This window comes from Protofrankia sp. CiP1_Cm_nod4 (assembly GCF_982290645.1).
The window spans coordinates 5,156-17,471 of record NZ_CEVIVC010000055.1 but is presented as its reverse complement, the minus strand read 5'-3'; the positions used below and the strand labels follow the sequence as shown (position 1 = coordinate 17,471).

The following is a 12,316-nucleotide window of genomic DNA, read 5'->3' as shown; positions in this document are numbered from 1 at the left end:
GCCGCCGGTCGCGTCCGTTCTCTTGGTCGTGTCGACGGGCGCCCGGCCCGAACCGTGGTCACCAGCCGCCCCGGCGTCCTCGTCCCGGTGGCCGTCGCCCTCGTCGCCCTCGTCGCCGTCGTCGCCGTCGCCGTCGTCGTCGCCGTCGTGGTCATCATGATCGCCGTGGTGCGCCCCGTCCTCTCCCGCCGGGGAGACGACCCGGACGACCGCGGAGCGGGTGAACCGGCAGACCACGTCCGGCGCCACCTCCAACAACACGTCACCGTCTTCGACCTCGACCACCGTGGCGTACAGCCCCGCGGTGGTCACGACCAGCGCTCCCGGCTCGAGCGAGGTCAGGACCTGCTGCTGGGTCCGCTGACGGCGCCGCTGGCTGACGACGAAGAAAACGACGAGCGCCAGCAGCAGGACCAGGGGAAACAGCCCACCGAACCCACTGCCGCCGTTCTGGGCCGCATCCTGTGCGACCACGATCACCTGCACGTCCACGTCCTCCCATGTCGTGCGGCCGATGGTACGTACCGGCCGCGAGGCTCCCGACGCCAGGGGCCCCGTCGGGACCGCGTCCGGCCAACGCCACCAAAGGGTGGCGAAGGAACCGCGGCGCCGGGGAAACCGGCGGGCGTCCACCGCTCCCAGCCGTCACCGGCGACGGGGCCCAGCCGTCGTCGGCGAAGGGGCTCAACCGTCGCCGTCGGTGAGGGGGAGCGGAGCCTGGGAACGGCCCAGCAGGCCCTCGACCGGGTCGAGGCCAAGATGGGTGAAGGCGGCCGGGGTGGCGATGCGCCCCCGGGGGGTCCGGGCGAGCAGGCCGGCGCGGACCAGGAACGGCTCGGCCACCTCCTCGACCGTGTCCGGCTCCTCCCCCACCGCCACCGCCAGGGTCGCCAGGCCCACCGGGCCGCCGTTGAAGCGGCGTACCAGTGCCTCCAGCACCGCCCTGTCCAGCCTGTCCAGGCCGAGCGCGTCGACGTCGTAGACGCGCAGGGCGGCCTGGGCGACCTCACGGGTGACGACCCCGTCCGCCCGTACCTCGGCGTAGTCACGCACCCGTCGCAGCAGCCGGTTGGCGATCCGAGGGGTTCCGCGTGACCTGCCGGCGACCTCTGCCGCGCCGTCGTCGGTGAGGCGCACGCCGAGCAGCCCCGCCGAGCGGACCAGCACGTCGATCAGCTCGTCGGTGCCGTAGAAGTCCATGTGGGCGGTGAAGCCGAACCGGTCGCGCAGCGGCCCGGTGAGCAGGCCGGAGCGGGTGGTCGCGCCGACAAGGGTGAACGGGGCGATCTCCAGCGGGATCGCGGTGGCGCCGGGGCCCTTGCCCAGCACGACGTCGACCCGGAAGTCCTCCATCGCGGCGTAGAGCAGTTCCTCGGCGGGACGCGCGATGCGGTGGATCTCGTCGAGGAAGAGCACCTCGCCCGGGGCGAGCGCGGTGAGGATCGCGACCAGATCCCCGGCCCGTTCGACCGCCGGCCCGCTGGTCATCCGCAGCGGGACCGCCATCTCCCGGGCAATGATCATGGCCAGGCTGGTCTTGCCGAGCCCCGGCGGCCCGGACAGCAGGACGTGGTCGGGCGGACGCGCGCGGGCCCGCGCCCCCTCAAGCATGATCATTAGTTGTTCGCGGACCTTCTGCTGGCCGATGAACTCCGCCAGTGTCCCCGGCCGCAGGCCCGCCTCGAAGGCACGCTCCTGCGGCTCGGCCACCGGCGAGACCAGCCCCTCGACGTCCATCAGCCGCCCTTACCGGGGCCGCAGCGCGGCCAGCGCCCGACGCAGCAGCACACCCATGGGATCCGCCGCCTCGGCACGGCTGCCGCCCGCCCCGCCGGTGCCGGCGGTGGCGGCGGTGGCGGCGGTGGCGATGCTGCCGGCGGCGATAGCCTGCGGGCTACCGGGGACGTCACGGCCCGCCCGGCCGCCCGGCCCGGCACCACCGCGGCCGTTGCCGGCCGGCACCGTGGCCAGCGCATCGGCCGCGCTGGCGGCCAGGGGGTCGGCCAGCGCGGCGGCCAGCGCGTCGTCGGCCTCCCGCGCGGTGTAACCGAGCCCGAGCAGCGCAAGACGGACCTGCTCGGCGGCGGCGACACCCGTACCCGCGGCCGGCGTGGCACCGCCGCCGGTGCCCCCGCCCCCACCCACACCGTCATCTCCCGCGGACGGCATCGGCGTGGGCGGGCCGAGCCGGTCCTTGAGGTCGAGGACGATGCGCTGCGCGCCCTTGCGGCCGATGCCGGGCACCTTCGTCAGCGCCGCGAGATCCTCCGCCGCGACCGCACGGCGGACGCTGTCCGGGCTGTGGACGCCGAGCACGGCCTGGGCGAGCCGGGGGCCGACCCCGGAGGCGCTCTGCAGGGTCTCGAAGACGTCACGCTCGTTGGCGTCGACGAAGCCGTAGAGCGTCAGCTCGGTCTCCCGGACGACCAGGGTGGTGACCAGTCGTGCCTGCTGCCCGACCCGCAGCCCGGCCAGGGTCGTGGGGGTGCACTGGACGAGCAGCCCGACCCCGCCCACCTCGACGACGGCGGCGTCGGGCGACAGGGCGGCAACCGTCCCGGCCACGGACGCGATCATCTGCGGCTCCCGCTGGCGGCCGCGGAAGCCTGCCTGACTGCGGCCTGCATCCGGGCGAGCGCCGGCCCCCGCGACAGGTGGCACAGCGCAAGAGCCAGGGCGTCGGCGGCGTCGGCCGGCCGCGGCGGGTCGGACAGCCCCAGCAGGCGGCTGACCATGAAGGTGACCTGGGCCTTGTCCGCCCGGCCGCTCCCGCTCACCGCGGCCTTCACCTCGCTGGGGGTGTACAGCGCGACCGGCAGGCCACGGCGGGCCGCGCTGACGATCGCCACCGCCCCGGCCTGCGCGGTACCCATGACCGTCCGGACGTTGGCCTGGCTGAACACCCGCTCGACAGCGACCGCGTCGGGGCGGTGCCGGTCCATCCACTCACCGAAGCCGCGTTCGAGCGCCCACAGCCGGGCGGCGACGTCGTCGGCGGCGGGCGTGCGCAGCACACCGACCTCGACCAGCGACGCCCGCCGGCCCGGCCCGCCCTCGACAACCCCGAGACCGCAGCGGGTAAGCCCCGGATCGACCCCCAGCACCAGCACCGGCACCCTCCACGACCAGCTCGTCGACCGTCGTCCCGACCGTCCGCCGGGCATCGTGACCGCCGGACGGCCCGCAGCGGCCGGCTGCCAGCCCGGGACGACAACCCGGGGAGACAACCGTGATCACGCAGCCCTCGGCCCGCCAGCGGGCCGGGGAACCGGCCCTCCCGGCGGTTCGCCACGATTGTGGCATGCCTGAACGCCTGTTCGAGCGCAGCGACACGCCTACCCAGACGCCGACCCGACAAACACCCACCGCCGGCCGGGCAGCGGCCCGGCCATCACCCACCGCCGGCGGCCGGCGTCAACCGGCTGTCCGCAACGCCACCCGCGGCCATCGGCCCGGTGCGGATCAGCATATGGTGAGATGACCGGCGGTGCCCCGTGGAGATCGCCGACGCCCCGCCGGGCCAACGGGAAATCCTGCCGACAAGCACCGGGAGACGCCGGGAAACCGGGAAATGAGGTCCACGCATGGGCTCCGATCCCGCCGCCGGCACCGAGCCGGCCGTGCTGGCGCAGCCAGCCGTGCCGGCGCAGCCAGCCGGGCCGGCGGCCGGACACGGCGACGGGCGGGCGCCACGCGCGGATCCGCCGGGCCAGCCACGTCACGTCCGCCTCGACGCCGGTGACGTGGAACTGTCCGGGCTGCTGGCCGAGCCCGACGGCCAGCCGCGGGCTCTCGTCGTCGGCCTGCCCGGCGGGGGGATGCGCGCATCCTACTTCCACGGCCGGACGCACCCGGACCTGTCCCTGCTGGCCATCGGCACGGCCCTGGGATTCAGCGTGCTGGCGCTGGACCGCCCCGGCTACGGAGCGTCGGCGGGGCTCGGCCTGCCCCACCAGCGGCTGGCCGGGCAGACCGCCATCACCTGGCGGGCGCTGGAGGCGTTCACCGCGTCCCATGCCGTGGGGGCGGGCCTGTTCCTGATCGGCCACTCGTTCGGCACGATGCTGTCGGTGTCGCTCGCCGCGGACGAACGCGGCGAGCGTCTGCTCGGGCTCGACGTCTCCGGGGTGGGAGCCCGATACCGTGACGGCCTGTGGCCGTCGCGGATCGCCGCCGACAGCAGCGCCGCCGAGATCCACCGGGAGCATGCCCTCGCGGCCCGCAGGCTGTTCTGGGGGCCGGAGCACCTGTACCCGCCCGGCACGTTCGTCCTGGGGACGGTACCGACAGCCCCCGTGCCGGCCGGCGAGGCATCCGATGCCGCGAAGTGGCCGCGGTGGCTGCCTCTGCTGGGCCCGCGGGTGCGGGTGCCGGTCCGCTGGACGCTCGCCGACCACGAGGCCTGGTGGGATCTTGACGAGGCGATGGATGCCGAGCTGCGGGCCGCGTTCAGCGCCGCGCCGCACTTCGAGCTGGTCCGGCAGCGCGGCGCGGGCCACAACATCAGCCTGGGGTGGGCGGCCCGCTCCTACCACCTGCGGGCGCTGTCCTTCGCCGAGGAGTGCATCCGCGACCGGGACACGGACTGACCACGCCTACCCCCGCAACAACACACCCCCGTAACAACAAGTACCCCAGAGCGATACAATCCGTCACAACATACTCCATGACGGCACGTATTCCGGAACGGTCTATGCCCATACTGTGACGATATCGGCACGAACGGCGATGTCGGAGGTCTCGGAATCGCGGTGGCACCGGCGCCGCCGGGGAGCCGTTTAGGCCGAGACCAGCTCCATGATTTCATCGGAGATGTCGGCGTTGAACCAGACATTCTGGACGTCGTCGAGGTCCTCGAGTGCCTCGACGAGCTTGAGGACCTTGCGCGCCGCCTCCTCGTCCAGCGGCACGCTGACGCTGGGCAGCCAGGACAGGTCCGCCGAGGCCACCGTGAGCCCCGCGCCGGTGGCCCCGACGCGCACCGCGTTGAGGTCCGTGGCCTCCGAGACGACCTCGAAGGTGTCACCGAGGTCGTTGACCTCCTCCGCGCCGGCGTCGAGCACCGCGGCCAGGACGTCGTCCTCACCGAGGTCAGGGGTCTTCGTGACCAGGACGACGCCCTTGCGGTTGAACAGGTAGGACACCGACCCTGGATCGGCGACGCTGCCGCCGTTGCGGGTGATGGCCACCCGCACGTCCGAGGCGGCCCGGTTGCGGTTGTCGGTCAGGCACTCGACCAGCACGGCCACCCCGTTCGGCGCGTACGCCTCGTAGGTGATCTCCTCGTAGCTGGCCCCGCCGGCGAGCTCGCCCGATCCCCGCTTCACGGCGCGGTCGATGTTGTCGTTCGGTACCGACTGCGACTTCGCCTTGGCGATGGCGTCCGCGAGCGTCGGGTTCCCGGCCGGATCCCCGCCGCCGGTCTTGGCCGCCACCTCGACCGTCTTGATCAGCTTCGCGAACAGCTTGCCGCGGCGCGCGTCGATGACGGCCTTCTTGTGCTTGGTGGTCGCCCACTTGGAGTGACCGCTCATGCCGTGCCCCTCACCCTGTCCCTGCTCCTGCCTGCCATCTGTGCCCCGTACAGCTGTGCCCCGCGCCCCGTGCCCCTGTGGAGCCGTGCCCTGTGCGGCTAGGCCTCGTGCGCGGGTGTGCCCCGTGCGGCCCGTCTGCCCCGCGCGCCTTCCACCATGCCGACGAACAGTTCGTGTATCCGCCCGTCGCCGGTGAGCTCCGGATGGAACGCGGTCGCCAGCACGCCCGCCTGGCGGACGGCCACAATCCTGTCACCGACCCTACCGAGCACCTCGACCTCGTCCCCGATCTTCTCCACCCAGGGCGCCCGGATGAAGACCGCCCGGACCGGGCCGCCGGCGACACCGGCGATGTCGATCTCCGCCTCGAACGAGTCGACCTGGCGGCCGAAGGCGTTGCGCCGCACGACCACGTCCAGCCCGCCCAGCAGCGGCTGGCCGGGCCTGCCGTCCAGGACGTCCCCGGCCAGCAGGATCATGCCCGCGCACGACCCGAACACCGGCAGCCCGGCCGCGATCGCGTCCCGCAGCGGCTCCAGCAGCTCGAACACCCGCAGCAGCCGGCCGATCGTGGTGGACTCGCCGCCGGGCAGCACCAGCCCGTCCAGAGTGTCCAGATCGGACGGCCGGCGCACCTCGACGACCTGGACGCCGAGCGCGGCCAGCGCCCGGGAATGCTCGCGGACGTCGCCCTGCAGCGCCAGCACGCCCAGCCGCGCCGCGCCGCGTGCCGGCCTGACCTGTGCCGGCGCGGCCTCGCGCTCCGAGGCGGTCTGGGGCCAGTGCGCCTCGGGACAGCTCACCATCCGCGGTCGGCGAAGCGGTCCGCGGGCGCAAGATCGCTGACGTTGATGCCGACCATGGCCTCGCCGAGGCCGCGGGAGACCTTCGCGATGACGCCCGCGTGGGCGTACATGGTGGTGGCCTCGACGATCGCCCGGGCGCGCCGCGCCGGGTCACCGGACTTGAAGATGCCCGAGCCGACGAACACACCGTCCGCCCCCAGCTGCATCATCAGGGCGGCGTCCGCGGGCGTGGCGATGCCACCGGCGGTGAACAGCACGACCGGCAGCGCGCCGAGCCGCGCGACCTCGGCGACCAGCTCGTAGGGAGCGCGCAGCTCCTTGGCCGCGGCGAAGAGCTCGTCGGGCGGCAGCGCGGACAGCCGCGCGATCTCCGCCCGGATCGTGCGCATGTGCACGACCGCGTTGGAAACCTCGCCGGTGCCCGCCTCGCCCTTCGAGCGGATCATGGCCGCGCCCTCGCCGATCCGGCGCAGCGCCTCCCCCAGGTTGGTCGCGCCGCACACGAACGGGACGGTGAACCGCCACTTGTCGATGTGGTGGTGCGGGTCGGCCGGGGTGAGGACCTCGGACTCGTCGACGTAGTCGACCCCCAGCTCCTGGAGCACCTGGGCCTCGACGAAGTGGCCGATGCGCGCCTTGGCCATCACCGGGATCGACACCGCCTCGATGATCGATTCGATCATCTCCGGGTCGCTCATCCGGGCGACCCCGCCCTGGGCGCGGATGTCGGCGGGCACCCGTTCCAGGGCCATCACGGCGACGGCGCCGGCGTCCTCGGCGATCCGGGCCTGCTCGGCCGTGACCACATCCATGATCACGCCGCCCTTGAGCATCTCCGCCATGCCCCGCTTGACCCGGGCCGTGCCCAGGTGGGCGCCACCTCCCGCACCGGCCACGCTGCCCGCACCGGCTGGGACGGGCGGGCCGGGCAGCGTGGCCGTGGGCACGGATCCGTGGTCCGGTCCGTGGCCCCGCGAAGCGGGCTCGGCAGCGGTCAGGCCCTCGGACATGGCATGCCTCTCTGTACGCAGACGGGACCGGCGCAGGCATCGGTCCGCGGCGAACATCCCAACTGGGCCGGACGCCGACAAACCACGGCTTCCACGAGCGCAGCCACGTCGGACACGCGGCAGTCAGCCCGGACGGAAGACATCCCATCCTACGACCGGAAGGCCGTACCGGACGGGATGGCGATTACGATCGACAATAGCGAAGAATTTACGGTGCGAACCTGGACATATCGTTATCATATGTACTGCCGCCATGCCTGTCGCTGTCGCGCGCGGTCCTGTCATGCGCGGTCCTGTCATGCACAGCGCTGTCACGTGCGGTGTCATGCCTGCCGTCGCCGTCACGGCCGTCGGCGTCGGCGTGGCCGTTCCTGCCCCCGGTGTCACCACGCATCGGAAGCGCGTCGTCGATCTCGAAATAGGTGGGCAGCGGCCCGCGGCCGGACAGCCGCAGCGCCCGCACGACCCGTCTGGCCCGCAGCGCCCGCACGTCGCGTACGGCGTCGTTGTGCAGCTGACGGGCGAGCGCGACCCGGGCGGCGGCGACGTCCACCGCGTGCAGGGCGTCCGGCGCCCGGTCCGCCGTCGCCGTGACCGCCGGGGAGCGCAGGGCCCGGCTGAGGCTGTTCTCCGCCTCCTCGGTGTCGTTGCCCAGCGGGCCGCCCGCCGCGGGCCCCGCCTGCGCGGCCCGGGCCCGCTCCACCGCCTCGCCCAGCTCCGCCAGCTCGCACCGCCGGGACAGTTCCCCGGCCACCTCCACGCGCAGCGCCAGCTGGCTGATCAGGCCTGCCCGGGCGTCGTCCACCCGGACTGCCAGGCGGTCCAGCCGGCTGGCCAGCCAGGTCAGATAGGTGGCTACCGCCACCACAACCACGACCGTAACAACGACGAGAGTCACCTCGCGCAGCGTAGTGAACGTGGGGTAGGAGAGCGCCAGCGGGCATGAATCTCCTCACACCGCGGGCATGAATCTCCTCACACCGCATGGTGGAATCTCCTCACACCGCATGGCGGAGCGCCGGGCGCGACCGGCGCCAGGACACGTCAGACGCTGTTCGCCGCCAGCGACACCGGCCTGTCCCCGGCAACCATCTCGTAGACCCCGACGATCCGCTTCGCGATCACCGTCCAGTCGTAGGCGGCCACCACCGCCCGGCCCCGCTCGGCCAGCCGCCCGCGCCGTGCGGGATCGGCCAGCAGGTCGGCGAGGGTGTGGGCGAGGGCGGCCGCGTCGGCGACCGGGAACAGCCGGCCGGCCTGGCCGTCGTCCAGGACCCGGCGGAAGGCGTCGATGTCGCTGGCCACCACCGGAACGCCCGCGGCCATCGCCTCCAGCAGGACGATGCCGAAGCTCTCCTGCCCCGTGTTGGGCGCGCAGTAGACCTCCCCCGAGCGGAACACCCGGGGCTTGTCCGCGTCGGAGACGAGCCCGAGCAGGTGGACGCGGCCGCGCAGGGCCGGCTCGACCCGCTCGAGCACCGCCTCCCCGTCGCCGGGGCCGGCGACCAGCAGCCTGGCGTCGGCGCGGCGCTCCACCAGCGTCGGCAGGGCCGCGAGCAGCACGTCCAGGCCCTTGCGCGGCTCGTCGATGCGTCCGAGGAAGACGACCGTGGAGCCGTTCGAGACCGGTTCGGGCAGCGGGGCCGCCCGTGCGAAGGTGGGCACCGACACGCCGTTGGGGATGAGGATCGCGTCCACGCCGAGATGCTCGACGATCGTGCGGCGGGCCGCCTCGGACACCGCGATGCGGGCCCGGACCTTCTCCATGGACGGCTGCAGCGCCCCGTGCGCGGCCGTGAGGATCTTCGAGCGCGGGTTGGACGTGTGGAACGTGGCGACGATCGGGCCGTCGGCGAGCATGCAGGCGAGCAGGCTGACGCTCGGCGCCGTCGGTTCGTGCACGTGCAGGACGTCGAAGTCGTGCTCGCGCAGCCACCGGCGTACCCGCGCCGCGGACACCGGCCCCATCAGCAGCCGGGCGACCGAGCCGTTGTAGGGCACCGGCACGGCGTGGCCGGCGTCCACCCCGTACGGCGGAAGCGCGCTGTCGCCGCCCACCGGTGTGATCACCGATACCTCGTGCCCGAGGGCGACCAGGGCCTCTGCGAGATCACGCACGTGGACCTGGACCCCGCCGGGAACGTCCCAGGTGTAGGGGCAGGCAAGGCCGATCTTCATGTTCTCGGCCCCGGCCCTGGCTCGGGCTCCGACCGCGGCGCTGGCTCCGACCGCGGCTGCGGTAGCTCCGGCTCCGTCGGTGCCGCAGCCTCCGTCGCTGTCTGCGTCGGTGTCTGCGTCGGTGTCTGCGTCGGTGTCTGCGGTGGTGTCTGCGGTGGCGTGGCCGGTGGCTCGTCCCGCCAGATGCGCTGGAGCATGTGCCAGTCCGCGGGATGGGCGGCGATGCCCTCGGCGAACGCGTCGGCCAGCGCCTGGGTCATCCGCGCCACGTCGGTGTGCGGCACCGCCGGGTGGATGCGCACCCCCCAGCCGTCCCGGTCGAACCAGAGCGTGGCCGGCAGCAGGGTCGCGCCGGTCCGTAACGCCAGGGCGGCCGGCCCCGGCGGCATGGTGGCCGTCGCGCCGAAGAACACCACCGGCACGCCGTCCGCGGAGATGTCGCGGTCGGCCAGCAGGCAGATCGTGCCACCCGCGCCGAGGCGGTCGGCCAGCAGGCCGAAGGGGGGCCGCTCACCCCCGGTCAGCGGGATGACCTCCATGCCGAGCGCCGAACGGAACCGGACGAACCGGTCGAACAGCGACGCCGGCCGGAGGCGTTCGGCCACGGTCGTGAACGGCTCACCGGTGGCGGCCAGCCAGGCGCCGGCATGCTCCCAGTTGCCCATGTGCGGTAACGCGATGACGGTCCCGCGGCCGCTGGCGATGGCGTCGCGCAGACGTGGCTCGTCCAGCATGCGCATTCCCCCGATGATCCGCTCGCGGGAGATGTCCTGGAGGCGGAAGACCTCCAGCCAGTAACGCGCGTAGGAACGCATGGCCGCCCGGGTGAGCCGGTCGAGATCGGTGCCGGGCGGGGCGACACGGGCCAGGTTGGCGCGCAGCCGGCGCGCGCCGCGGCCACCCCGCCGGACGGCGACGTCGGCCACCACCGTGAACGCCACAGCCGCCACCCGCTCGGGCAGCAGCCGGACCACCCGCCAGCCCGCCGCGTACGCCAGACCGGTCATCCGCGCGCGGGACACCCAGGGCTCGGCTCCCAACCACGTCACCAGCCAAATCCTGGTCATTCGCGCGCGGGACACCCGGTACGCGCCGTCAGCGGGCCCGCGGGCCGGCGGTGGGCCCGGCCGGTGTGGCGTCGGCGCCGGTGGCCGCGGGCACGGCGGCGGTGCCGGCCGCCCCGGCCCCCCGCAGATACTGCCGACGCACATGAACAACACGTTGCGTCACCGTCAGGACGGTGGCGCCGGCAAGGAACCACAGCGCGGCCGGCAGCAGGTACGGCACGCCCAGGCCGTAGAGACCGGCCGCGACCAGGACGATCAGCAGGCGCTCGCCGCGTTCGGCGAACCCTACGTCACACCGCAGCCCGAGGCCCTCGGCCCGCGCCTTGACGTAGGAGGTGATCGAGCCGGCCACCAGGCTGATCAGGGCGGCCACGCACAGTGGCAACGAGTCGCCGTCACCGGCGTACCACAGGATCAGCGAGCCGAAGATCGCGCCGTCCCCGACCCGGTCGGAGGCCGAGTCCAGGAACGCGCCCCACGGCGAGGAGATCCCACGGGCCCGGGCGATCAGGCCGTCGAGCAGGTCGGAGAAGACGAACAGTGTGATCACGAGGGTGCCGACGAAGAAGACCCCGCGGGTGAAGAAGCCCAGAGCGGCACCACTGACACCGATGGTGCCGACGATCGTCACCGCGTCCGGCGACACCGACGACCGGGCCAGCCGCTCACCCAGGGGATCGAGCACCCGTTGAATCTGCGGCCGCGCCTTGCTAGCGAGCATGTACGTCCCGTCGTGTACGTCCGGTGCTGTCCCTCACAGTACCGCTGTGACCATCGGCAACCAGTTCCTTGCCGGACCGACATGGGTTGTTCACATGCCGGCGGAGGGGGAACCTGTTCTCACGAGTTTTTCACAGCCGCTCACCGCTGACCGTCGGCACAACAACCGTCAACGTGACAACCGTCAACGTGACAACCGTCGACACCACAACCAGTGACGGGGCAGGTGTCGACACGACAACCGTCGGCACCACACGTCGACCCGACAACAGCCGGACCGTTTCCTTACACCTCCACATTCCTTCACCCACGCAACCAACCCTCCACCCACACAACCAACCACCCATACAACTCTTCACCAACACAACCATCACCACTGACACAACCACTCATGACGACACGATCACGCGACCCGCCGCCGGCCGCCCGGAGCGGGTCGGCCCGTCGCGCTCGTCCAGTCACCCAGGCGGGGTCCACTGGTCCAGCCCTCCCAGCCGCCCAGTGGCCGTCACCAGGGCCACCGGGTGGCCGTGTCACACCGGGGAGGCGCAGGTGAAAACAACCGTATGCAATGATCGTCCCGACCTCGAGCAGCTGGCTGACGTACGCAACGTCATTCTTGTCGGCCACACCGGCGCGGGTAAGACGACTCTTGCCGAGAGCCTGCTGGCCGCGGCCGACGAGGGCGAGGCGGCGCAGAGCCGTCCCGTCCCGCCGCGGCATACCGATCACGACGATGCCGAGCACCGCCAGCGCACGATCAGCCTGGCCGTCCTGTCCACCACCCACCGGGGCATGCGGATCAACCTGCTCGACACCCCCGGGCTCGCCGACTTCATCGGCGACCTGCGCGCCGGGCTGCGCGGCGGGGACGCGGCCCTGTTCGTGGTCAGCGCACTCGACGGCGTCGACGGCTTCACCCAGCTGCTGTGGGACGAGTGCGCCGCCGCCGGCACACCCCGGGCCATTGTGATCACAAAGCTGGAGCACCCCCGGGCCGA

General features: G+C 73.0%; 12 protein-coding genes and 2 pseudogenes. 2 read left to right on the top strand and 12 right to left on the bottom strand.

Annotated features, from left to right (window positions below):
* The 4 genes from yajC to ruvC all read right to left on the bottom strand — a co-directional run.
* A partial coding sequence (yajC, locus tag AC5LSR_RS12665; protein ID WP_493468489.1) for a preprotein translocase subunit YajC occupies window positions 1–486 on the bottom strand: 486 nt, incomplete at its 3' end.
* Window positions 487–684: 198 nt separating this feature from the next.
* Window positions 685–1,737 carry a Holliday junction branch migration DNA helicase RuvB gene (gene ruvB / locus AC5LSR_RS12660; protein WP_250283889.1) on the bottom strand — a complete coding sequence of 351 codons (1,053 nt, stop codon included), beginning with the start codon at window positions 1,735–1,737 and terminating at the stop codon, window positions 685–687.
* Between the two features lie 9 nt (window positions 1,738–1,746).
* Window positions 1,747–2,577 (bottom strand): Holliday junction branch migration protein RuvA, encoded by an 831-nt coding sequence (gene ruvA / locus AC5LSR_RS12655; protein WP_250283891.1) that lies wholly within the window; start codon window positions 2,575–2,577, stop codon window positions 1,747–1,749.
* On the bottom strand, window positions 2,574–3,110 hold the full coding sequence (gene ruvC / locus AC5LSR_RS12650) for a crossover junction endodeoxyribonuclease RuvC (protein ID WP_250283892.1): 537 nt from the start codon (window positions 3,108–3,110) through the stop codon (window positions 2,574–2,576). The genes ruvA and ruvC overlap by 4 nt, the downstream gene beginning before the upstream one ends.
* Window positions 3,111–3,584: 474 nt before the next feature.
* Between ruvC and AC5LSR_RS12645 the strand changes: the two genes are divergently transcribed.
* The gene (locus AC5LSR_RS12645) at window positions 3,585–4,589 is read left to right on the top strand and encodes an alpha/beta hydrolase (RefSeq protein ID WP_250283894.1); all 1,005 of its coding nucleotides are present in this window, start codon (window positions 3,585–3,587) and stop codon (window positions 4,587–4,589) included.
* Between the two features lie 189 nt (window positions 4,590–4,778).
* Here AC5LSR_RS12645 and AC5LSR_RS12640 read toward each other — a convergent pair whose 3' ends face one another.
* The 8 genes and pseudogenes from AC5LSR_RS12640 to AC5LSR_RS12605 form a co-directional block, all read right to left on the bottom strand.
* Window positions 4,779–5,534, bottom strand: a complete 756-nt coding sequence (locus AC5LSR_RS12640) for a YebC/PmpR family DNA-binding transcriptional regulator (RefSeq protein WP_250283896.1) — start codon at window positions 5,532–5,534, stop codon at window positions 4,779–4,781.
* A 98-nt stretch (window positions 5,535–5,632) separates the two neighbouring features.
* Window positions 5,633–6,340, bottom strand: a complete 708-nt coding sequence (pdxT, locus tag AC5LSR_RS12635) for a pyridoxal 5'-phosphate synthase glutaminase subunit PdxT (RefSeq protein ID WP_250283898.1) — start codon at window positions 6,338–6,340, stop codon at window positions 5,633–5,635.
* Window positions 6,334–7,350 (bottom strand): pyridoxal 5'-phosphate synthase lyase subunit PdxS, encoded by a 1,017-nt coding sequence (gene pdxS / locus AC5LSR_RS12630; RefSeq protein ID WP_445548402.1) that lies wholly within the window; start codon window positions 7,348–7,350, stop codon window positions 6,334–6,336. The genes pdxT and pdxS overlap by 7 nt, the downstream gene beginning before the upstream one ends.
* Before the next feature lie 208 nt (window positions 7,351–7,558).
* A complete protein-coding gene (locus tag AC5LSR_RS12625; RefSeq protein WP_250283900.1) occupies window positions 7,559–8,248 on the bottom strand; it encodes a hypothetical protein in 690 nt (229 codons plus the stop codon).
* Between the two features lie 146 nt (window positions 8,249–8,394).
* Window positions 8,395–9,528: a glycosyltransferase family 4 protein gene (locus AC5LSR_RS12620; protein ID WP_250283902.1), complete on the bottom strand. Its 1,134-nt coding sequence runs from the start codon at window positions 9,526–9,528 to the stop codon at window positions 8,395–8,397.
* 170 nt (window positions 9,529–9,698) lie between these two features.
* A pseudogene (locus AC5LSR_RS12615) lies at window positions 9,699–10,535 on the bottom strand (phosphatidylinositol mannoside acyltransferase); the annotation flags it as partial.
* Window positions 10,536–10,623: 88 nt separating this feature from the next.
* The gene (pgsA, locus tag AC5LSR_RS12610) at window positions 10,624–11,316 is read right to left on the bottom strand and encodes a phosphatidylinositol phosphate synthase (protein ID WP_250283905.1); all 693 of its coding nucleotides are present in this window, start codon (window positions 11,314–11,316) and stop codon (window positions 10,624–10,626) included.
* A gap of 140 nt (window positions 11,317–11,456) precedes the next feature.
* Window positions 11,457–11,567: pseudogene (locus AC5LSR_RS12605) on the bottom strand (Cys-every-fifth RiPP peptide CefA); the annotation flags it as partial.
* Between the two features lie 300 nt (window positions 11,568–11,867).
* Here AC5LSR_RS12605 and AC5LSR_RS12600 point away from each other — a divergent pair.
* Window positions 11,868–12,316: GTP-binding protein (locus tag AC5LSR_RS12600; protein WP_493468488.1), on the top strand; the 449-nt coding region annotated here is incomplete at its 3' end.